General features: G+C 64.4%; 15 protein-coding genes and 1 pseudogene. 9 read left to right on the forward strand and 7 right to left on the reverse strand.

The features are described from left to right. Positions 1 to 27: 27 nt before the first annotated feature. The 7 genes and pseudogenes from ACP7AD_RS05485 to argH all read right to left on the reverse strand — a co-directional run. Positions 28 to 4,261 (reverse strand): annotated as a pseudogene (locus ACP7AD_RS05485) (MG2 domain-containing protein); the annotation flags it as partial. A 133-nt stretch (positions 4,262 to 4,394) separates the two neighbouring features. Next, a complete protein-coding gene (locus ACP7AD_RS05490; protein ID WP_426145365.1) occupies positions 4,395 to 5,921 on the reverse strand; it encodes a DegQ family serine endoprotease in 1,527 nt (508 codons plus the stop codon). A 75-nt stretch (positions 5,922 to 5,996) separates the two neighbouring features. Continuing rightward, positions 5,997 to 7,472, reverse strand: coding sequence for an ATP-binding protein (locus ACP7AD_RS05495; RefSeq protein ID WP_426145366.1), 1,476 nt, complete (start codon positions 7,470 to 7,472; stop codon positions 5,997 to 5,999). Between the two features lie 14 nt (positions 7,473 to 7,486). Next, positions 7,487 to 8,146: a response regulator gene (locus ACP7AD_RS05500; protein ID WP_426145368.1), complete on the reverse strand. Its 660-nt coding sequence runs from the start codon at positions 8,144 to 8,146 to the stop codon at positions 7,487 to 7,489. Positions 8,147 to 8,367: 221 nt separating this feature from the next. Further along, positions 8,368 to 10,020 carry a hypothetical protein gene (locus tag ACP7AD_RS05505; RefSeq protein ID WP_426145369.1) on the reverse strand — a complete coding sequence of 551 codons (1,653 nt, stop codon included), beginning with the start codon at positions 10,018 to 10,020 and terminating at the stop codon, positions 8,368 to 8,370. Between the two features lie 123 nt (positions 10,021 to 10,143). After that, the gene (locus ACP7AD_RS05510) at positions 10,144 to 10,689 is read right to left on the reverse strand and encodes a phasin family protein (RefSeq protein WP_426145371.1); all 546 of its coding nucleotides are present in this window, start codon (positions 10,687 to 10,689) and stop codon (positions 10,144 to 10,146) included. A gap of 156 nt (positions 10,690 to 10,845) precedes the next feature. Beyond that, on the reverse strand, positions 10,846 to 12,258 hold the full coding sequence (argH, locus tag ACP7AD_RS05515; protein WP_426145372.1) for an argininosuccinate lyase: 1,413 nt from the start codon (positions 12,256 to 12,258) through the stop codon (positions 10,846 to 10,848). Between the two features lie 201 nt (positions 12,259 to 12,459). Here argH and ACP7AD_RS05520 point away from each other — a divergent pair, with 201 nt between their 5' ends. From ACP7AD_RS05520 to cheZ, 9 genes are all read left to right on the forward strand, one after another. Then, positions 12,460 to 13,527, forward strand: coding sequence for a sensor histidine kinase (locus tag ACP7AD_RS05520; RefSeq protein WP_426145373.1), 1,068 nt, complete (start codon positions 12,460 to 12,462; stop codon positions 13,525 to 13,527). Further along, positions 13,524 to 14,267, forward strand: coding sequence for a LytR/AlgR family response regulator transcription factor (locus ACP7AD_RS05525; protein WP_426145375.1), 744 nt, complete (start codon positions 13,524 to 13,526; stop codon positions 14,265 to 14,267). Before ACP7AD_RS05520 ends, ACP7AD_RS05525 begins: the two co-directional genes overlap by 4 nt. Positions 14,268 to 14,445: 178 nt before the next feature. Further along, complete coding sequence (locus ACP7AD_RS05530; protein ID WP_426145377.1) at positions 14,446 to 15,621, forward strand: AI-2E family transporter; 1,176 nt, start codon at positions 14,446 to 14,448, stop codon at positions 15,619 to 15,621. A 297-nt stretch (positions 15,622 to 15,918) separates the two neighbouring features. Further along, positions 15,919 to 17,112, forward strand: a complete 1,194-nt coding sequence (locus tag ACP7AD_RS05535; RefSeq protein ID WP_426145379.1) for an EAL and HDOD domain-containing protein — start codon at positions 15,919 to 15,921, stop codon at positions 17,110 to 17,112. Between the two features lie 278 nt (positions 17,113 to 17,390). Continuing rightward, complete coding sequence (locus ACP7AD_RS05540; protein WP_426145381.1) at positions 17,391 to 18,260, forward strand: CheR family methyltransferase; 870 nt, start codon at positions 17,391 to 17,393, stop codon at positions 18,258 to 18,260. Further along, positions 18,257 to 18,916 (forward strand): chemoreceptor glutamine deamidase CheD, encoded by a 660-nt coding sequence (gene cheD, locus ACP7AD_RS05545; protein ID WP_426145382.1) that lies wholly within the window; start codon positions 18,257 to 18,259, stop codon positions 18,914 to 18,916. Before ACP7AD_RS05540 ends, cheD begins: the two co-directional genes overlap by 4 nt. Beyond that, positions 18,913 to 19,998 (forward strand): protein-glutamate methylesterase/protein-glutamine glutaminase, encoded by a 1,086-nt coding sequence (locus ACP7AD_RS05550; protein WP_426145384.1) that lies wholly within the window; start codon positions 18,913 to 18,915, stop codon positions 19,996 to 19,998. The genes cheD and ACP7AD_RS05550 overlap by 4 nt, the downstream gene beginning before the upstream one ends. Before the next feature lie 42 nt (positions 19,999 to 20,040). Next, on the forward strand, positions 20,041 to 20,439 hold the full coding sequence (gene cheY, locus ACP7AD_RS05555) for a chemotaxis response regulator CheY (protein ID WP_426145385.1): 399 nt from the start codon (positions 20,041 to 20,043) through the stop codon (positions 20,437 to 20,439). A 1-nt stretch (position 20,440) separates the two neighbouring features. Continuing rightward, positions 20,441 to 21,082, forward strand: a complete 642-nt coding sequence (cheZ, locus tag ACP7AD_RS05560) for a protein phosphatase CheZ (protein WP_426145386.1) — start codon at positions 20,441 to 20,443, stop codon at positions 21,080 to 21,082. Positions 21,083 to 21,328 lie beyond the last annotated feature (246 nt).

Below are 21,328 nucleotides of genomic sequence, written 5' to 3' on the forward strand. Positions count from 1 at the left end.
TACGCAATCCAGGGGCAAGGTCAGTCTAGCCTTGAGGCCGTCGCACGCGCCGCTGAGCGTGTCTTTGGCCTGAATTTCCCACACGATGGCTTCGGCGCGGCTCAAGCCGGGTTGCGCCGGGGCGGTGACGTCCCAGGCAACCTCACGCGCTTCGCCGGCGGGAATATCGACCGTTTGCGGCTGGAGTTCAAGCAGCGTCGCGCGCGGGCTGATTTCGACCTTCATCGCCGCCTTGGTCGTGTTGCGCAGCGTGACCTGCGCGCGGAAGTTGTCGCCCTCGCGCACCAGCGGCGGCAGTCCGCTGATGACCTGCAAGTCCTGCGTCGCCTGGATCGTCGTCTGGCCGGTGCCGAACAGACCGGTGGACGCATCGGCCACCGCGACGATGCGAAAGGTGGTCAGCGCATCGTTGAGCGGCACGGTCACCACCGCCTGGCCTTGGGCGTCGAGTTGCACCTTCGGGTTCCACAGCAGCAGCGTGTCGAGCAGTTCGCGGGTGTTGCTGCGCCCGCCGCCGCCGCCCGCCGCCACGGCTTTGCGGCCGTAATGCCGGCGGCCGATGATTTCCATCTGCGCGGTAGCAGTTTCAACGCCCCAGGGGCGGCGCTGCAGCATCGCGTCCAGCAGGTTCCACGAGGTGTTGGGCATCAGTTCGAGCAGCGCCTCATCGACGGCGGCCAGCGCCACTTCGGCATTCGCGGCGGGCTGGCCGCTGGGCAGCTTGACTTGAATCGTGACCCGCGCCTGGCCGCCCACCGGGTAGCGGTCCTTGTCGGCTTTCACGCTCACATCGAGCTGGTGTGCCTTGGTGCCCACGCGGATTTCGGCCAGCCCAAAGCGAAAAGCCGGCTTGCTCAAATCGACCAATGCCGTCGGCGCGACGTATTCGCGGCCTTCGTACCAGAACGAGGTCCACCACTCGCGCGGCGCCTTGAAGCCCCAGGTGAAAAAGCTGTACCACGGCACTTCCCGCAGCCGCCCGCGCAGCGCCAGCACGCTGACATACACGTTCGGCCCCCAGCCTTCCTTGACCTGCAGCCGCACCGTCGGGTCCTGGCCATTGAGCTGCACGACCTGCGTTTCAATGATGCCTTCGCGTTCAATCGACACCAGCGCGGTGGCGAAGCGAAACGGCATGCCCACCTGGAACACGGCGGTCTCGCCGGGCTGGTAGCTTTTCTTTTCGGGCAGCACGTCCATGCGGTCATGGTTCTCGCCGCCGGAACCACAGTTCACCCTGCCGCGTGACATACACCGAGCTGGCCGCCTGGATGCTGTGGCCGTCCTTGTCTTTCGCCGTTACGACCAGTTCGATTTCGCCCGGCTCGCCCAGCATGGCTTCGCACAGCAGCAGTCCGCGCGCGTCGCTCTTGCCGCTGCAGACGCTGCCCAGCTCCTTGAGGCTGGTCTGGTTGTCGTAGGTGTAGAAGCCGCCGACCACGCGCTTGCGGCTGGTGGTGACGATGCGCGACACGGCCTTCACGTCGAGCGCCACACCGGCGGCGGGCTTGCCGGCCAGGTCCAGGGCCAGCGCCTGGAACCTGATCTTCTGGCTGCTCGATCCCCAGCCTTCGGTCTTGAGGCCGGCCACCACGCTGGCGGGCCAGAGTTTCGAGACGCTGCGCAGCGTCTGCACCTCGCCGTTCGGGTCGGCATACGTCGCCTCCAGAAGCAACTCCTGCGGCTGCTGGCTGGCCGGCACGTCGGAAATAATGACTTTGCCCGCGCCGTTGCGGTCCAGTACCAAAGGCAGCTTGTCGGCAATCACGCGCTGGTCCTGCGAAGCGCTGGCTTCTTCCTCGCCTTGCATGTTGTCAAGGCGAGTAGCGCGTGGCGGCGCGAAGCTGAATTCCTTGTAGTCGCTGTAGCGCAGCGTCTTGCCGCGCACCAGCGCCGACACGCGCACCGGCAGGTTGGCGGCCGCGCCGCCGGCCACGTAGCTGACCTGCACAGCGGCAGGCACGGCCTTGACGTTAACCAGCGGCTGTTGGTCGGCCAGCGTGATGCGCCCGGCCAGCACCGGCAGGCGGAATTCCTCGACGCGGAACTGGCCGCTGCTCCACAGTTCTTCCTGGTTGCCGTCGGGGGTCTTGCGCAGGCCCTTGAGTTGCACGTCGTACAGGCCAAGCTTGGCGGCAGGTGCAATGGCAACGCTGTTTTCCGCACTTAGCCCCCCGGTGGCGGTCTTGCGCCACGCCACCGCTTGCGTGGTCTGCTGGCCGCTGCCGCTATGCGTGATGACCAGCATGGTCGGCTGCAGGTCGGGCAGGTCGAAACCCTGGCGGGTTTGCGTGCGCAGCAGGTGTTTCATCGACACCGTTTCCCCGGCTCGAAACAAGGTGCGGTCAAAAATCGTGTGGACGCGGGTGTCAGGCACCGGGTCGCTGCTGGTCGGCACGTTGAAGCGCCAGGGCTCGATGCCCTTGTGCCAGTCGCTCCAGGTGAAGCTCATGTCCTCCACGCTGCCGGCCGTGGCGCGGGCGCTGACGAAGTAGGCGTTGCTGTAGTCGCCGTCGCCGGAACAGCGCGGCGGTTCGGACGACAGGCCGGTGAAGCGCGCAATGCCCTGCGCGTCGGTCGTGGCCGTGGCCAGTTCCACGCCCTGGCAGCTGGACACCCGCACCACGGCGCCGGCCCTGGGTGCGCCCTTGTCGAGCGAGGTGACCCAGGCTAGAGCGTTGTCGCGCCCGAGCTTGAAGTGAACCCCCAGGTTGGTGACCAGCGCCGAGGTGCGCACGTACATCGTGCGGCTGGCGCCGTGGCGCTCGTCGAGCAGCGAGGTGCCGAGTTTTTGCGAGGCGATCTCGACCACATGAAAGCCGGGCGACAGCGGAATGCCTATGACTTCAAACGGCCTTGGATCGTTGCCGGCCGGCCGGGGCAGGTCCAGCGTCTTCACGCCCGGCTGGCCGCCTAGCAGCGACACCATGCGCGACTGCACATAGTCTCGGTCGCTGGCCTCCAGCGGCTTGGGCAAGGGCGCCTTGCTGTCGGCTGCGGCGGCCTTGCGTTCCACCTGGTAGCGGTCATAGCGCTGCACCTTGCGGAACCAGGCAATGATGTCGGCATCGCTTTGCGGTTGCAGGTCGCTGACCTGGCCGGCCGCCAGCGCCTTGACCTGCAGGGCCGCCTCGACATGGCGCAGCATGACCGGCAGCAGCGCCGGGTCGCCGGGCTTGGCGCCCAGTTCGGCAAAGCGCTCCAGGATGCCGAAGGGCGACGCCGCGAACTTGGCCAGCGGCGGCATGGCGCCGGTCGCGACCTTCATCGGGGAAACTGCCGGCGTTGGCAAGCAGGCGGCCCGAGGCGTCCTTGAAGTCCGTAGGCAGTTCCAGCGTGAACTGGCCCAGCTCGGGAAACAGCGGCTTGAAACTTATGCCCGTGACCAGGCTGTCGCCATCGCCGGCGTCTGATTCAACAGCCGGCTTGAATTCGCTGCCGCCGGACTTCAGGCGAATCGCCTCGGCCAGCTTGCGCGCGACCGGCGCATTGAAGTTCAGCCGCATGGCGCGAACCGGCAGGCAGGCCGACTGGGCGTTTTCGCGCTCGCAGCTGAAGCTGGCGGTGAACGGCTCGCGCACCGTGAAGTCGTAGCGTTTCTCGACGCTGTTGGGAACGCCGCTGGGAGTGCTGACGCCCTTGCCGTACACCAACTGGATTTTGGAGGCCGGCGTCAGGCGCCGGTTGCAGGCCAGCGCAGCGGGTCTTTGGCGGCGGCCTTGTCCAGGTTTTGCGATTTCAGCAGCGCCTCGCGTTCGGCACCGCCGATCAGCCGCACCGGAACGCGCTCGCCCAGTCCTTCGACGGAACACCAGACGTTTTGCAACATGCTGGCCTGCGCCGCCGGCCCGTTGAGCTGCAGCACGAAATACTGTTCTTCGTCGATGGGCTGGTAGGTTCCGGGGAGCAGGTTCTGGATAAACGGCCCGCCGCTATTGAATTTATAGCTGGTAGCGCCCGCCAGTAGTGCGCCAGAGGTCGATTTGAAGCCTGAAACAGCTGTCACGGTGCAGCGCACACCCGGCGGCAGGTCATTGGCAAACTCAAACACCCATTCGCGGTCGTTGATCCAGCGGCCCGAGCCTTTGCTCGCTTGCGCATCGCTGCAGTTCAGGCTCAGCGGCGCGGGCGCTTTCGGGTCGCCGAAGTTGACCGCCGCTACGTCAAATTTGGCGACGACCTGCCGGATCTGGGCAACTTCCCCTTGCGGCGACAGGCTGGTGATTTGCAGGGCTTGCGCCTGCAGCGCGGCGGCTGCCATCAGCACGGTGATTGTTTTTGTAAGGATCCGGGCCACGTTTTCTCCTTGTCAGGAGAGAAGCGTAGCCGATTGGCTTGCCAAAAAAAGGCGGATCGCAGCCTGCCTTTTCTCTGTTCACGCGTGAGCGGCTTGGTCAGCCCAGGTCCACGGGCACAAAAATCCGGCTGTCGCCGCGCAAAATCAGGAGCGCCACCGATTTTTGCGATTTCGCCACGGTGGCGCGCACTTGGTCGATATTTTTCACCGGAACGCCGTTGATCGACAGCAGCACGTCGCCCGCTTGCACGCCGGCCAAGGCAGCCGGTCCGCCGGCCTGCTGGACCAGCAGGCCGCTGTCGGTGCCGGCCTCCTGCTGCTCGTCGGGCAGCAGCGGACGCAGCGCCAAGCCGAGCTTGCCCTGGCCGGGCGCCTCTTTCTTGCTGGCGACCTGCGCGGCCTTGTCGTCGGCATTGGCCAGCCGCGCCGTCAGTTCCCGGGCCGCGCCCTGGCGCCAGACATCGAGTTTGACGCTGTCGCCCGGCTTGGCCAGGCCGATCACTGCTGGCAGGTCGCCCGACGACACGACCGGCTGGCCGTTGACCTGGCGAATCACGTCGCCCGGCTGCAGGCCCGCCTTGTCGGCCGGGCTGCCTTTTTCAACCATGGACACCAGCGCGCCTTCGGGCTTGTCGAGCTTGAAGGAATCGGCAAACGCCTGGTTGACCTCCTGCACCGCCACGCCCAGCCGCGCATGCTCGACCTTGCCGGTGGCGACGATCTGGTTCTTGATCTTGTTCGCCACGTCGATCGGGATGGCGAACGACACGCCCTGGTAACCGCCGCTGCGCGTGTAGATTTGCGAGTTGATGCCGACCACCTCGCCGCGCGCGTTGAACAGCGGGCCGCCGGAATTGCCGGGGTTGATGGCGACGTCGGTCTGGATGAAGGGCACGGCGCTGTCGTCGGGCAAGGAACGGCCCTTGGCGCTGACGACGCCGGCGGTCACGGTGTTTTCAAAACCGAAAGGTGAGCCGATGGCCAGCACCCATTCGCCGACTTTCAAGTCGCTGGTCTTGCCCAGCGTGGCGACCGGCAGGTTGCTGGCCGCGATTTTCAGCACGGCAATGTCGGTCTTGGCGTCGGCGCCCAGCACCTTGGCGCGGAACTCGCGCCGGTCGGTCAGCTTGACGGTGACTTCCTTCGCGCCGCGAACCACATGGGCATTGGTCAAGATGATGCCATCGCCGCTGACGATGAAGCCTGATCCCTGGCCGCGCGTAGGCATTTCCTGCTGCGCGCTGGGTCCGCCCCGGCCTGCGCCCGGGTGCCCCTGACCCTGCTGGAAGCGGCGGAACAATTCGCCCAGCGGGCCGCTGAGCAGGGGGTCGCCCTGCGCTTCATCGCCGCCGTCCTGCGCCAGCGGCGAGTCGCTGGACATGTTGGTGGTGCCGGTCACGCTGATGTTGACGACCGACGGGCCGTAGCGCTCGGTGATCTGCGAAAAGTCGGGCAAGGCCATCGGCGTGGCGACCGGACCAGCAGCCACGAATGCTGGCGGCGAGATGGCAGCGTTGGCGGGCGAATGCAGCGCGCTATAGGCGCCGACCCCGGCGCCGCCGATGACGCCTGCTGCCAGCAGTGCGGCGACCAGACGGGAATTGCTTGAAACGGCTGATGTCATGGAAAAGCTCCTGTCGGGAAAGGCACGCGTCGGTGCCGATGCAGACAACTATGGGGACGCAGGCTTAGGCGAAACTTAAAGTTCAGCGCGACCCGGCGCGGCCGGCGCAAACCGCACCTCGACCTTCAGCCCGCCCAGGCGCGCAGATGTGCCCAGCGCCAGCACCGCGCCGTGCCGGTCGGCAATCGCCTTGACGATGGCCAGCCCCAGGCCGCTGCCGGTTTGCGACGCCGCGTCGCTGGCGCGAAAGAAGCGGTCGAATACGCGCGGGCGGAATTCTGGCGCAATGCCCGGTCCGCTGTCTTCCACTAGCAGCACGGGCTGGCCGTTCACCAGCGCCAGCGACACATCGACCTGGCCGCCCGGCGGCGTGTACTTGACGGCGTTTTCCAGCAGGTTGCGCAGCAGGATGCGCAGCGCCTCAAGCTGGCCGCTGACGGGCGGCACGGCCTGCGCCGGCGGGCTGCCGGCCAGCCCCAGGTCGATCTGTCCGAGCCGGGCCTGCGCCAAAGTGTCGGCCACGGCCAGCCGCACCACCTGCTGCAGATCGACCGGCCCGGCGCTGGCCGGCTGCGCGGGACCGGCTTCTTCGCGCGCCAGCAGCAGCAGCTGCTCGACGCCCCGGATGGCCCGGTCAATGCCCTGGTTGAGCCGCGCCACAGCGGCTTCGCGCGCGGCCGGATCGGCATCGACGCGGCGCAGCGCCTGGGCCTGGAGCTTCAGCGCGGTCAGCGGCGAGCGCAGCTCATGCGCGGCATCGGCGACAAAGTTCTTTTGCGCTTCAAAGGCGTGGCGCACCCGGCCGAACAGCAAATTGAGTTCATCGACCAGCGGGCGTACTTCGTCGGGCAGGCCAGCGCCCTCCAGCGGCGAAAAATCATCGGCGGCGCGGCTGGCCACCGCACGCCGGGTGCGCTCGACAGGCGCCAGCGAGCGCTTGATGATCCACCAGACCGCCAGCATCAAGAGCGGCGTGAGCCAGGCAAACGGCAGCACGGCCCGCAGCGCCAGCGCACGCGCCCGGGCCGTTCGGGCGCTCAGGTCCTGCGCTATCTGCACGGTTTGCAGCGGTGTTTGCAGCGTGTACACGCGGTAGCGGTTGCCGTGCGCCTCGACATCTGAAAACCCCAGCACCGCGCGCGGCGGCAGGGCCGAGCGGGTGGAGCGGAAAATCTGCGTGCCGTCCTGCCCCCAGATCTGCACATACAGGTCATAGCCCGGATCGTCTTCATTCCCGCCCGGCGGGAGTCCGAGCGGAATGCCGCCGCGCAGGGAGCGCGCCATCTGCTGCAGATGGTCGTCAAACATGGCATCAGCCTGCCGCAGCGCACCCCGGTAAGCCGTCACGGCCTGCAGCATAGCCGCCAGCAAGATCGCCACCAGCACGAACCACAGCAGCCTCTTGCGCAAGGAATGTGCCCCCACGCTTGTCGCTTCGCGTACTGCGCTGCCCCCCGAGGGGGCTGTTCCGCCTAAGGGCGGCCTGTCGGCGGAACTGGCTCCCAGGCTGGTCGCTTCGCGCCCTTTACTGCCACCGTCGGTTTCGGCCATTGGATCCAGTTTGTTCATTCCTTGGGCACCACGTAGCCCAGTCCGCGCACGGTCTGGATCAACTCGTTGCCGAGTTTTTTGCGCACGCCGTGGATATAGACCTCGACCGCGTTGCTGCTGATGTCGTCTTTCCAGCTGTAGAGCTTTTCTTCCAGCTGGGCGCGTGACAGCACCGCGCCGGGCCGGGCCAGCAGCGGCTCCAGCACCGCCCATTCGCGCGCCGACAGCAGCACCGGCTGACCGTGCACCGTGGCTTCGCGGGTGGCCGGGTTCAGGCTTACGCCCTTGTGTTCAAAAACCGGTTCGCCCCGGCCGGCGCTGCGCCGCAGCAGGGCACGAATGCGCGCCAGCAACTCGTCAATGTCATAGGGTTTGACCACATAGTCGTCGGCGCCGGCATCGAGCCCGGCAATGCGGTTGCTGACCGCGTCGCGCGCCGTGGCGACCAGCACCGGCACGCTGATGTGCCTGGCCCGCAGCGCGCGTAGCACGTCGAGGCCGTCGCGCTTGGGCAGACCCAGGTCGAGCAGCACCAGGTCGTACTGTTCACTGCGCAGCGCCGTGTCGGCCATGACGCCATCGCGCACCCAGTCCACAGCGTAATGCTCGTCGCGCAGCACCTGCAGCACCGCTTCGCCAATCATGGCGTCGTCTTCTACCAACAAAAGGCGCATGAGGAGTTCCTTGAAGTCGCAGAGTCTGGAGTGCGCAGCTTAGGCGGGGCTTAAAAAAACCGGCCGCAGTACCCAGGCCGGAGCCAATTTTTATGCCGAACAGGCCTTTTGCGCAATATCTGTAAGCATAAGCAGCTATTGTATTAATAGCAATATAAGTCAACTACACGGCATCAGCGGGGGAGGCTAGCGTAGCCAGGTTTCAGGCCCTCATGCCTTCCTCACTCCCCGGGGCGCCGCCACACCAGCGCCAGCGCCTTGACTTTCTGCCAGGCGCTGGCGCGTTCGTCCGACAGCACGTCCAGAAAGTCCGACAAGCGTTTTGACTTGACCATGGTGTAGATGGTCAAAGCCATGGCCAGCAAAAAGACGATGGCAAAAATCGACAGTTTGCGGCTCATCGGGGCTTCGGCTTCGGCCAGCAAATTCATGCCCAGAAAGCCGGTGGTCACCGTGCCGATCAGGCCAAAGATGGTCACGACCGTCAGCCGCACCACGGTGTTGGCCTGGCGGCGCAGGCTGTCGGCGTCCAGGTACTGGGTCATTTCTGCAATCCGCTCCTTGACCTCCTTGTACAGCGGGTCCAGCTCAAGATGGCCGGCGCACATGCGGAACAGGGCGCGCACCTGGGTCTGTTCGGACACCTCGTGAAACCAGTAGCGGTGCGTGAAGCGCAAAAAACCGGCAAAGCTGTCGCGTATCGTGCGCTTGAAGCGGCGCACGCTGCCGGCGTCGGCAATGTCCAGGTTTTTCAGGGCTTCGGCCAGCCGGTCCGAGAACATCAGCAAGGCCGCTTTCTGGAAATGGGCAATCAGGAACAACAGGAAATGCTGGTGCCGGAACTGCGCCAGCACGCCCCGTTCCGGGCAGACGAAAAACGGGCTCCGCGCATCGCCCAGCACCAGCAGCGTATGCCCGGTGCATACGTAACGGGTGTTGGGCGCGGCGCCGCTGGGGGTCCAGTAACGGTCGTAGCAATAGCGCTTTTCGAAGTCGGCCAGGTGCTCTTCTTCATAAGGCAGGCGGGTGTCATGGCTCGACGCTGCCGGTCCGGTCACCAGCCCGAGGCGGATCAAGTCGCTGCGGCTCAGTGCCTGCGGGTTGTCCAAGGCCAGAAAGGCCAGCTGCGGCATCCGGTAGTACTCAATTTGCCGATAGCGCAAGTTCCCGGCCTGGCCGGAATGGTCGCCCACCAGGGGCTGCAGCAGCCAGTCCCAGTGGGCGGCGACTCGGGGTGCGCGGTGGCTGCTGACATGGGCCATGAAGAGGTCGCGCTGACTGGCATCCGACCGGGCCAGCACCTGGCCTTCGTGGCCCAGCCACTCGGCGTTGAACAGGCAGTGCTGCGCATTGCCGTCGGCGTCCCAGCTGGCCGGATAGCCGCGGCCAAAGCGGTACATCAAGTCCTGCGCCTGGGCCAGCGTCAGGTCGTGGGCGCTGACCTCGACATTGAGCAGCACCAGGTCCACGTCGAGGAAAAAGTAAAGGTCCACATGGGCGATGTCGAGCGTGACCGGTGGCGCCCCCGGGTACGGCTCCGCGCGCATGGCGCTGACGTCGCTGCGGCGAAACACCCGCATTGGCGAGCCTGCCGTCGCCTCTGTGCCTTTTGGGCGCCCTTCACCGTAGAGGAAGCGCTGCACAAAGGGCAAAAAACTCACGAATTCTTTGTAGTGGCGTTCCTTGAAACGACCGCTGCCGCCGGTGTATTCATCCACCACTTCAAGCCAGGGCGAGGCCTCGCCCATGTCCGCCAGCAGTTCCCATGGCTTGGCGTGCCGACCCTCTGAACCCCGAACCGGCATCAGGCGCAAGGGCCACAGCAGGATCTGGCGAAACTGTCGCACGCAGGCTGGTTGGGATTCAATAGGCATGCCGGGCACTTTCCATCACAAGGTGCGCAAAGTGTACGGGCCGCGTGTCCTGGTTCAGGCCCTGAAACGCCAACGGCGCCCGAGGGCGCCGTTGGCGGGTGACTGCCCGAAGGCAGTGGGTCTTCAAGCTGACTTGGTGGCTTTCTTGACCGCGTCGGATGCCTGGGTGGCAGCAGCCGTGAAGTTCGACTGAGCCGTCTCAACCGCTTTTTTGGTTTGCGTCTGAACCGACTCAAAGGCATTTTGACCGGCGCTCAGTGCATTCTTGAAAGCGGCCATAGCGGTTTCGCTGCCGGCCGGTGCGTTCTTGGTCAGGTTTTCCAGCGCGCCGCCGAATGCTTTTTGTGCTTCGGCCGTCTTGGCTTCCACGGCTTTGGTGAATTCCGCGCCGCTGTCAGTCACGATGGTTTGCAGGTGCTGGGCATAGGCTGCAGTCTTGTCGGCCATGGGCTTGAGCAGGCCGGATGGCAGAGCCAGCAGCTCTTTGGGGTCCTTGATCGCCATGACGGTTTGGACATGGCTGAAGGACTCGCTCAAGGCAGCCTTGGAGGCGGCAATGTTCAGCTCGACCAGCTTTTCGACGCCGGCAAAAGCCTGGGTGGTCAGGTCTGTCAGCGCTTGCAGGTTGGCTTTGTTGGTGGCGATGAATTGTTCGGCGGCGTTGTTCATATCGGCTTTCTGGGTTAACTGGGCAAATCGGGTTCCTGCACAGCCAATGCCGTGTTGGATTGTTTATGTTGCAGTGCAACATGGTTTGAATTATAGGGAAAACCAGAAGATTCAGGAAATTTTTGCTGCACTGCAGCAATCATTAGAGGTGTTGCCCTAGCTGGAGAGCCGCGCCCGATGCCGCGCAATCTGCATCCGCACCTGCGCGGGCGCCGTGCCGCCCAGAATATTGCGCGCATTGAGCGAGCCGCGCAGGCTCAGCACGTCATACACATCTTTTTCAATCGACGGGTTGAACTCCTGCAGTACCGCCAGCGGCAGTTCTGACAAATCCACCTGGTGCGTGGTGGCGGCCTTGACGGCGTGGGCAACGGTTTCGTGCGCGTCGCGGAAGGGCAGGCCTTTTTTCGTCAGGTAGTCGGCCAGGTCGGTGGCGGTGGCGTAGCCGCGCAGGGCGGCGCGCTCCATGGCTTCGGGCTTGACGGTGATGCCGCCGACCATTTCGGCAAAGATGCGCAGCGTGTCTTTCAGCGTGTCCACCGTGTCGAACAGCGGCTCCTTGTCTTCCTGGTTGTCCTTGTTGTAGGCCAGCGGCTGGCCTTTCATCAAGGTGATCAGGCCCATCAGGTGGCCGACGACGCGGCCGGTCTTGCCGCGCGCCAGTTCGGGCACGTCGGGGTTTTTCTTCTGCGGCATGATCGATGAGCCGGTGGTGAAGCGGTCGGCGATGTTGATGAAGCCGAAGTTCTGGCTCATCCAGAGAATCAGCTCTTCGCTGAAACGGCTGATGTGCACCATCGCCAGCGAGGCGCTAGCGGTGAATTCAATCGCAAAGTCGCGGTCGCTGACGGCGTCCAGGCTGTTCTGGCAGACCTGCGGCCGGCCTTGCTCGTCCACCATGCCCAGCGTCGTGGCGACGCGTTCGCGGTCCAGCGGGTAGCTGGTGCCGGCCAGCGCGGCGGCGCCCAGCGGCAGGCGGTTCACGCGGCGGCGCACTTCGAGCATGCGCTCGGCGTCGCGGCTGAACATCTCGACATAGGCCAGCATGTGGTGGCCAAAGCTCACCGGCTGGGCGACCTGCAGATGCGTGAATCCGGGCAAAATCACCTCGACGTTTTTCTCGGCAATCTCGACTAATGCTTTCTGCAGATCAATCAGCAGCCCGCCGATCAGGTCGATCTCGCCGCGCAGCCACAGACGCACGTCGGTGGCGACCTGGTCGTTGCGCGAGCGGCCGGTGTGCAGGCGCTTGCCGGGGTCGCCGACCAGCTGCGTCAGGCGCGCCTCGATGTTGAGGTGAACGTCTTCGAGGTCGAGCTTCCATTCAAAGGCGCCGGATTCGATTTCGGCGCTGATGGTGGCCATGCCTTCTTTGATGGCAGCGTGGTCGGCATGGGCGATGATGCCCTGGGCGGCCAGCATGTCGGCGTGCGCCAGCGAGCCGGTGATGTCGGCCTGCCACAGGCGCTTGTCAAAGAACACGCTGGAGGTGTAGCGCTTGACCAGGTCGCTCATGGGTTCGGAAAACAGGGCGGACCAGGCTTGGGATTTTTTGTCGAATTGATTCATGGCGGGCTTTCGGGTTGGGCAGGCTCGGCGCGGGTTGGCGCGAGCGCTGGGTGGGGGCTGAGCCGGTGGCGGAAATAGTCTTCAGCGCCAGGGCCTGAAGGCCTTGACCGGTGCAATACTCGTCCCGTCAATTTTATCTGTGCGCCTCACTGCCTCAAAATCAGCCCCGGACTGAAGAACAACAACCCCTGCATTTTTTTGATGAAGCCCGCTACCGTCTCACAGAACTTCGATGATTCCACCCTGCATGGCGGATTGACGCCGTCCGATGCACTGGTGGTTTCTTCTCCTTTCGTGCCGCGCGCCAGCCTGTTTGACGCCTGTCACGTGGGCGTCGTGCTGCGGGTCGTCCTGTTGGTGCAGGCGGTCGCCGGCGTGGGCGCGATGTTCGGCACCTCGAACCCGCTGGACTGGCTGCTGCGGTTTTCGCTGCTGACCGGCGGCGTGCTGCCTGCCACGCTGGCCTGGCTGATTGCGGTGTGCGCTTTCAAGGTCCGCTTGAACCGGCTGCAAGTTCCGGGGCAGTGGCTGGCCGGCACCGTCTTTGGCGCTGCCGCAGGGGTTTATGCCTGCGGCCTGCTGGCGTTGATGGGCATGCTGCCGGCGCCGCCATGGTGGGCCAGTGGGGCCGCCGGCATGCTGCTGTCAGCCATGGTGCTTGCAGGCCTTTTCTGGCGCGCCAAGGCCAGAACGCCCGCGGCCACGGCCGCCCGGCTGGCCGAACTGCAGTCGCGCATCCGGCCGCATTTTCTGTTCAACACGCTGAACAGCGCGATTGCGCTGGTGCGCGCCGAGCCGGCCAAGGCCGAGGCGGTGCTCGAAGACCTGAGCGAGCTGTTTCGCAGCGCGCTGGCCGATCCGGCCGAGTCGGTCACGCTGGGGCAGGAAATCGTGCTGGCGCAGCGTTACCTGGAGATCGAGCAGATCCGGTTTGGTGACAGGCTGCGGGTGCAGTGGAGCCTGGACAGCACCGCCGACGCGGCCCGGCTGCCGCCGCTGCTGCTGCAGCCGCTGGTTGAAAACGCCGTGCGCCATGGCGTGGAGCCCAGCGCCAGCGGCGCGAAAATCCGCATCGCGACGACCCGGCGCGGTAGCACCGTGGTCATCAAGGTGACCAATTCGGCGCCTGCCGGAAGCGGCCCGCCGGGCCACGGGCTGGCGCTGACCAATGTGCGCGAGCGCCTGTTCCTGCTGCATGATGTGCAGTCACAGTTCAAGACGACCTGCAAGGACGGCCTGTTTCAGGTCAGGCTGGAGATTCCCCTATGAGAGCGCTGAAAATATTGCTGGTCGATGACGAAGCATTGGCCAGGTCGCGCCTGCGCGCCTTGCTGGGCGACTGCACGGCGCCGGCTTCGGTGGTGGCTGCCGAGGCGGGCGACGCGGTGCAGGCCATGCGCGCGCTGCAGCACCAGTCGTTTGATGCGGTGCTGCTTGACATCCACATGCCCGGCGCCGACGGCCTGGCGCTGGCCGGGCTGATCGCGCGCCTGCCCCGGCCGCCGGCCGTGGTGTTTGTCACCGCGCATGCCGGCCATGCGGTGCAGGCGTTCGAGCTGGACGCGGTGGACTACCTGACCAAGCCGGTGCGGCTGGAGCGCTTGCGCCAGGCGCTACAAAAAGTAGAGCGTGCTATGCAAGCCAGTATTGCGCAGGAGCCCGAAAAGGCTGAAGAAAAACTGCTAATTCAGGATCGTGGCCGCACTGAGCGGGTGCCGATTGGCGAGGTGCTGTACTTCAAGGCCGAACTGAAGTACATCACCGTGCGCACCGCCGGGCGCAGCTACATCCTGGACGGCTCGCTCAGCGAACTGGAAGAGCGTTTTGCCAGCCGGTTCATGCGGATTCACCGCAACGCGCTGATTGCCAGGGGCGCGGTGCGCGCGCTGGAAAAGCATTTCGATCCCGACGAAGGCGAGGGCTGGGCCGTGCGGCTCAATGGCCTGGAGGAGTTGCTGGCGGTGTCGCGCCGCCAGCTGGGCGCCGTCCGGGACGCCATTGCCGGCTGATTTTGCCGGTGCCGTGCCGGAGGTGTGCCGGGTGTTTGCAGCCGGTCCCTCCCGCCACTGTCATGTTCCCGGGGAGGCGTCCTATGACACTTGGCCAGATTTTCGGGTGCAATACCTCAAACCGCCCGCCGTAGCTGACCGATGGCCGGGCACCCCCTAACCCTAAAGAGGATGACAAATGGCCGAAGAAACCAGGGCAGACGAGCCGGTCGCCGCCGAACCCGATGTCACGGTCTTTCCCGAGCCGGAACGGTTTTTATTGCACATGCCAGTGGATGTGCGCAATATGTCGCTGGTGGTTCTGGCCATCTTTGCCAGCGTCTTCGTGCTGCAGTGGGCGCGGGTCGTGCTCATCCCGATCATGCTCAGCGTGCTGTTCAGCTATGCCTTTTCGCCACTCGTCAACTGGCTGGAGAACCGGCGCGTGCCGCGCTGGCTGAGCTCGGCCGTGCTGCTGCTGACCATCCTGGGCGCGATAGGTTCGGGCGCCTACCTGCTGCGGCTTGAAGCCGCGCAGCTGATCGAGGCCTTGCCGGCGGCGGCGCAAAAGCTCGGGCAGGCGCTCAAGTCGAGCAGCGGCAAGTCCGAAAGCGCGCTTGAAACGGTGCAACGGGCCGCCTCCCAGATCGAGCAGGCGACCCGGGAGAGCGCCGCCGTGACCGGCCCCAACCGGGGCGCCACGCGCGTCGTCATCGAGGCGCAGCGCTTCAACATCAAGGATTATTTATGGACCGGCACCATCGGCCTGCTCGCGCTGATAGGACAGGTGACGGTGGTGGTGTTTTTGACCTATTTCCTGATGCTCTCGGGCGACACTTTTCGCCGCAAGCTGCTCAAACTGGCGGGGCCGAGCCTGAGCCAGAAAAAAATCACGCTGCAGGCGCTGCACGAGATTGCCGGGCAGATCCAGCGCTACTTGCAGGTGCAACTGCTGACCAGCGTGCTGGTCGGCCTGCTGACGTGGCTGGCGCTGATGTTCCTCAGGCTGGAGAATGCCGCCGTCTGGGGCGTGGTGGCCGGCGTGCTCAACCTGGTGCCTTACATCGGTTCGCTGATCACGGCGGCGGCTTCGGCACTGGTCGCTTTCCTGCAGTTCGGCTCGATCAACATGGCGATGGCCGTGGGCGGGACTTCGATCGTGATCCACACGCTGGTGGGCAATCTGCTCACGCCCTGGCTGACCAGCCGCGCCAGCCGTCTCAGCCCGGTCGCCGTGTTCATGGGCCTGCTGGCCTGGGGCTGGCTTTGGGGGGTGTGGGGCCTGCTGCTCGGCATACCGATCCTGATGATCGTCAAGTCGGTCTGTGACCGGATCGAAGACCTCAAGCCCATTGGTGAATTCCTGGGGTCCTGAAACTCCCGGGCAAGGGCAGGGCGCGCACGGCCTGCTTGCGCGCTGCCGGTTTGAATCCTTGAAACAAAGGGCGGATCAAGTGCCTGTTCACCGCCTGCAGCCCGACGGGCCCACCTGAAAATGGTTTCAGTACAACACGCCTGTCCTGTGGCGCTGCTGTCTTTTGAAGGTGAAACTTTTCGCAACCGCCGGTCTTTTTCCATTCTTTGTCCAAACAGGCCACGGGCTGAAACACCACCCGGCCGCCGCCGCTGAACAATGGATCATTCGACGCCGGATTTTCCTGAATCTCTGCCCATGAACCCTGACAACTATCTTTCACGAACGCCCCTGATCGACGCCACCCAGCGCGTGCGGGGCTACCGCCTTTCATGGCAAAACGCTAGAGCGAGCCATGCGCCGGCAGAACAAACAAGGCAGCTGCTGGCACTGACGGCGCAGTTTCCCCCTCAGGCCGGCTCCAGCCTGTTTTTCATTGAAATCCAGGCGGCTGCCCTGTCTGCCGACAGCCTGCGGCACCTCAATCCCGCCACGACGGTCCTGATGTTCGACCAGGCTGAACTGGCCTGCGCCGAAGGCATCGAGCTGGCGATGTCGCTGAATGCGCAGGGCTTTGGACTGGCGCTGTGCCATCCGGACGTGGCGCTGTTTGACTCAAACGACGGCCTGCTTTCGCTGATGACCCATGTCACGGCCGATCTGGCGCATCCCGACCTGGCGCGCATTGCCAGCCTGGCGGCGCTCGCCGAGCCGGCGCTGGAACTGATGGTCAGCCAGGTGTCGGACTGGAACGGGTTCGACGCCTGCGCGGCGCTTGGCTTGGCGGGTTTTTTTGGAAATATGTGCGCATCGCCGCGCAGCCTGCCGCGAATCGCCGAAATGGGTTCGCAGACGGTGCTGATCCTGCAGCTGATGAAGATGGTCCAGGAACACGCCGATATCCGCGAACTGGAAAAGGTTCTCCAGCGCGATGCGATGCTTTCCTATCAGCTGCTGCGCTACACCAACAGCGCGGGCTTCGGGCTTCGGATCGAAATCGAATCGCTGCGCCACGCCATCACGATGCTGGGCTATCTGCCGCTGTACCGCTGGCTGGCGCTGTTGCTGGCAACGACCAGCACGGCAGGCTCTTCGCGGGCGTTGCTTCAGGCGGCGATTGTGCGGGGGCGATTTGTCGAGCTGCTGGGCATGGGCCTGCTGCCCGCGAGCGAAGCGGGAAACCTGTTTGTCGTGGGACTTTTCTCATTGCTCGACCAGCTGCTGGGGATTCCGATGCCCCAGCTGATGCGCCAGGTGTCCCTGCCCGATGCCATCGTTCAGGCCTTGCTTCACCGGGGGGATATCTACGGCCCCTTGCTGGCGCTGGCAGAGGCGTGCGAGGACGAGACCGGGTGCGCGCCTGCCCTTGCCGACGCTTTGTTCATGGCGGCTTCGCAAGTGAACAAGGCACACGGCGCGGCCATGGTCTGGGCGCAGGGCCTCGACCTTTAATTCCATTTCCAATTCAAAGCGATATGCCGTTACTCCCGCCTTGCCGTGCCGCAGTACTGTCTGCGGCGGGGCGCCTAATCTCGCATTGAATCAGCAATGCAATAACGGCTTGAACCGGGTTGGTGAACGCTGGAGAGCCGGTCCATGCGCAAAGGAAGGCGCTGTTTGGCATGCTTTTCGGGGCATCGAGAAAGACGACTGATGGGTACATTGGTCCCAATCCATTGCTTGCCTTCAGGCGGCCATGGTGATCGACCCCCTGACCACACTAGCCTGCCATGAATCCACCCCCCCGCGTCGCTGCGCTTTCGCCGGCAGGCCCCGACTTTTTGTTGACCGACACGGACTTTGCCCGGATTCGCCTGCTGATCCACCAGCGCGCTGGCATTTCCCTGAGCGGGCAAAAGCGCCAGATGGTCTACAGCCGCCTGTCGCGGCGCCTGCGCGAGCTGGGGATGCGCGAGTTTTCCGCCTATCTTGGTTTTCTGGAGGCCGACCCGCGCAGCCACGAGTGGGAGCTGTTCACCAATGCGCTGACCACCAACCTGACGGCGTTTTTTCGCGAGGCGCACCATTTTCCCTTGCTCGCCGAGCATGTCCGCCAGAGCCAGCAGCCGGTCACCGTCTGGTGCTCTGCCGCTTCGACCGGCGAAGAGCCGTACTCGATCGCAATGACGCTGATCGAGACGCTGGGAAGCCGCGCCAGCGCTTGCAGCGTGGTGGCCACGGACATCGACACGCAAGTGCTGGCCAAGGCGGTGGACGGCATTTTCACGCTGGAGCAGGCCGGCAAGCTGTCGCCCGAACGCCTCAAGCGGTTTTTCCTCAAGGGCTCCGGCGCGCATGCCGGCAAGGTGCGCATACGGCCGGAAGTGGCGGCCATGGTGAAGTTTTCGCAACTCAACCTGCTCGATCCAAAGTGGCCGCTCAAAGGCCTGTTCGATGTCATCTTCTGCCGCAACGTGATGATCTATTTTGACAAGCCGACGCAGGAAAAAATCCTGCAACGCTTTGTCCCCTTGATGAAACCCAATGCTTTGCTGTTTGCCGGGCATTCGGAAAACTTCACATTTGCCCAGCAGACCTTGCGGCTGCGCGGCCAGACGGTCTACGGTCTGGCCGACAGCCTGCCAAGAGGCGCGGCATGATCGCGGCGCAGGCAGAGCCGCTGGCCACGCGCCATTATTTTGACCGTGAATTCGGCCTGGCGGCGGTCAAGCTGCTGCCCGGGGAGTATTACGTCACGGCCGAGGACATGGTGCTGACGACGGTGCTCGGTTCGTGCGTGTCGGCCTGCCTGCGCGACAGCGTTTCGGGCATTGGCGGCATGAACCACTTCATGCTGCCCGATGTGGCCGACCCGGTGTATTTCGACGCGGCCGCCGCCATGCGCTATGGCGCGCATGCGATGCAGGTGCTGCTCAGCGAAGTGGTCCGGGCTGGCGCGCGGCGCGAGCGCCTGGAAGCCAAGGTTTTTGGCGGCGGCGCCGTGCTGTCCAGCATGACGCTGCTCAACATTGGCGAGCGCAATGCCGACTTCGTGCTGCGCTACCTGCTGGCCGAGCGCATTCGCATCGCCGCGCAGGACTTGCGCGGAAAGCTGCCGCGCCGCATCAACTTTTTCCCTTTCACCGGCCGGGTCACGGTACGAAAACTGCGCCAGCAGGACGATGCCCTGCTGGTGAAGCGCGAGGAGCAGGCGCTGGCCAGCGCGATGTTCAGGCAGCAAGGGAGCGGCACGAGCGGCGGGCTGGCGGCCAGAGCGGTACGCGCGCCTGAAAACAAAATAGGCTGGACGGTATGACGGATAAAAAAATCAGGGTGCTGTGCGTGGACGATTCGGCCTTGATCCGCAGCCTGATGACCGAGATCATCAACAGCCAGAGCGACATGGTGGTGGTGGCCACGGCGTCCGACCCGCTGATTGCGCGCGACCTGGTCAAGCAGCACAACCCGGACGTGATGACGCTGGATGTGGAAATGCCGCGCATGGACGGGCTTGAATTTCTCGAAAGGCTGATGCGCCTGCGCCCCATGCCGGTGGTCATGGTGTCGTCGCTGACGGAGCACGGCTCCGAGGCGGCGCTGCGCGCCCTGGAACTGGGCGCCATCGATTTTGTGACCAAGCCGCGCCTGGGCATTCGCGATGGACTGCTTTCCTACACCGAACTGATCACCGGCAAGATCCGCATCGCGGCTGCGGCCAGGCTGCTGCCTGCAAGGCGTTTGGCGCCGGGCGGCCATGCGGTTGCCGCCGCCGACGCGCCGCTGCTGCGCAGCCCTTTGCTGAGCACCGAAAAGCTGATCATCATTGGCGCTTCCACCGGCGGTACCGAAGCCATCCGGGAGGTGCTCCAGCCTCTGCCGCCAGACTGCCCGGGCATCATGATCGCGCAGCACATGCCGGCTGGTTTCACCCATTCCTTTGCCGAGCGCCTGAACGGCCTGTGCCGCATCAATGTGTCCGAAGCGGTGCAGGGCGAGCGCATATTGCCCGGCCATGCCTACATCGCGCCGGGCGGGTTTCATTTGTCGCTGGTTCGCAGCGGCGCCAACTATGTCGCCCAGGTGGACCTGGCGCCGCCGGTCAACCGGCACCGGCCGTCGGTCGATGTGCTGTTCGATTCGGCGGCACGGCATGCCGGAAAAAATGCCATCGGCGTGATTTTGACCGGCATGGGCCGCGACGGCGCCGACGGCCTGTTGCGCATGCGCCAGGCGGGCAGCTACACCCTGGCGCAGGATGAAGCGAGTTGCGTGGTCTTTGGCATGCCGCGCGAGGCGATTGCGCTGGGCGCCGCGCATGAGGTTGTGCCGCTTCAGGACATGAGCCAGCGTGTGATGGCGCACCTGCGTTCATTGGGCCTGCAGGCCAACCGGGTGTAGTGAGATGCCGAACAGTTTTCCCCCTCAATTTTTGGAGTGAAAGTGGTAGATAAAAACATAAAAATCCTGGTGGTGGACGATTTTCCGACCATGCGCCGGATCATTCGCAACCTGCTCAAGGAGCTGGAGTTTGTCAATGTCGACGAGGCCGAGGACGGCGCCATCGGCCTTGAAAAGCTCAAGGGCGGCAACTACGGTTTTGTCGTGTCTGACTGGAACATGCCGAACATGGATGGCCTGGCCATGCTGCAGGCCATCCGCGCCGATCCGACCATGGCCAAACTCCCGGTGCTGATGGTGACGGCCGAGGCGAAAAAGGAAAACATCATTGCAGCGGCCCAGTCGGGCGCCAACGGCTATGTGGTGAAACCTTTCACCGCCATCACGCTGGAAGAAAAGATCACCAAGATTTTTGAAAAAATCGCGAAAGAGAGTGCGTGACATGGCGCAGGAAAACGTTTGTAGCGAAACCGTTCCCGATTCAGCCGAGCAACTCATCAACCGCATTGGGCAGCTGACGCGCCAGATGCGCGAAAGCATCCGCGAACTGGGTTTGGACAAGGGCATCGCCAAGGTGGCCGAAGCCATTCCCGACGCGCGCGACCGGCTGGGCTACATCGCCCAGATGACCGAGCGCGCCGCCGAAAGGGCGCTGAACGCCATCGACGTGGCCCAGCCCATCCAGGACGGCCTGGCCAGCCAGGCCAAGGCATTGACCAAGCGCTGGGATGCCTGGTTCGAGCATCCGGTCGAACTTGACGCGGCACGCGAACTGGTGCTCGACAACCGCGCCTACCTGGCGGCCGTGCCGAAGCAGGTCAGCGCCACCAATGCCCAGCTGATGGAAATCATGATGGCGCAGGATTTTCAGGACCTGACGGGCCAGGTCATCAAGAAGATGATGCATGTGATCCAGGACATGGACACGCAGCTGCTGCAACTGCTGATGGACAATGCGTCGCCTGAAAAACGCCACGACCCCGGCCATGGAATGCTGCACGGGCCGCAGACTGTCGCTGGCCTGCCCGACGCTGTCGATGGCCAGGACCAGGTGGACGACCTGCTGGCCAGCCTCGGCTTTTAGCGCGCAATCACCAAGACTGACAGGCACGGCGCGCAGGGTGCCTGGCAGTTTTGCTACTGAATTTATAGCTGCTTGCGTACGCCCGCCGTGCGCAAGAGGCCTATTTGATACTTAAAAAATGTTTTTTGGCTAGAACGCATGCGTTCTGGCCAGCCGGCCTGTCTGATTGGCCAAGGAACAGGTTTTTCGCCGGCTTGTTTGGCCTATCAGTCCAGGCCTGTCGCCTCAATAATTCTGTAAGTCGGA

The sequence above is a fragment of the Polaromonas sp. DSP2-3-2b2 genome (genome assembly GCF_049895905.1).
GTDB lineage: Bacteria > Pseudomonadota > Gammaproteobacteria > Burkholderiales > Burkholderiaceae_C > Polaromonas.

Bases quoted from the DNA above. Each gene is read 5' to 3' on its own strand.
- ACP7AD_RS05525 (WP_426145375.1), top strand. From the start codon at position 13,524: ATGAGAGCGCTGAAAATATTGCTGGTCGATGACGAAGCATTGGCCAGG.
- ACP7AD_RS05490 (WP_426145365.1), bottom strand. From the start codon at position 5,921: ATGACATCAGCCGTTTCAAGCAATTCCCGTCTGGTCGCCGCACTGCTG.
- ACP7AD_RS05500 (WP_426145368.1), bottom strand. From the start codon at position 8,146: ATGCGCCTTTTGTTGGTAGAAGACGACGCCATGATTGGCGAAGCGGTG.
- ACP7AD_RS05540 (WP_426145381.1), top strand. From the start codon at position 17,391: ATGAATCCACCCCCCCGCGTCGCTGCGCTTTCGCCGGCAGGCCCCGAC.
- ACP7AD_RS05530 (WP_426145377.1), top strand. From the start codon at position 14,446: ATGGCCGAAGAAACCAGGGCAGACGAGCCGGTCGCCGCCGAACCCGAT.
- ACP7AD_RS05495 (WP_426145366.1), bottom strand. From the start codon at position 7,472: ATGGCCGAAACCGACGGTGGCAGTAAAGGGCGCGAAGCGACCAGCCTG.
- argH (WP_426145372.1), bottom strand. From the start codon at position 12,258: ATGAATCAATTCGACAAAAAATCCCAAGCCTGGTCCGCCCTGTTTTCC.
- ACP7AD_RS05535 (WP_426145379.1), top strand. From the start codon at position 15,919: ATGAACCCTGACAACTATCTTTCACGAACGCCCCTGATCGACGCCACC.
- ACP7AD_RS05550 (WP_426145384.1), top strand. From the start codon at position 18,913: ATGACGGATAAAAAAATCAGGGTGCTGTGCGTGGACGATTCGGCCTTG.
- ACP7AD_RS05520 (WP_426145373.1), top strand. From the start codon at position 12,460: ATGAAGCCCGCTACCGTCTCACAGAACTTCGATGATTCCACCCTGCAT.
- ACP7AD_RS05510 (WP_426145371.1), bottom strand. From the start codon at position 10,689: ATGAACAACGCCGCCGAACAATTCATCGCCACCAACAAAGCCAACCTG.
- cheD (WP_426145382.1), top strand. From the start codon at position 18,257: ATGATCGCGGCGCAGGCAGAGCCGCTGGCCACGCGCCATTATTTTGAC.
- ACP7AD_RS05505 (WP_426145369.1), bottom strand. From the start codon at position 10,020: ATGCCTATTGAATCCCAACCAGCCTGCGTGCGACAGTTTCGCCAGATC.
- cheZ (WP_426145386.1), top strand. From the start codon at position 20,441: ATGGCGCAGGAAAACGTTTGTAGCGAAACCGTTCCCGATTCAGCCGAG.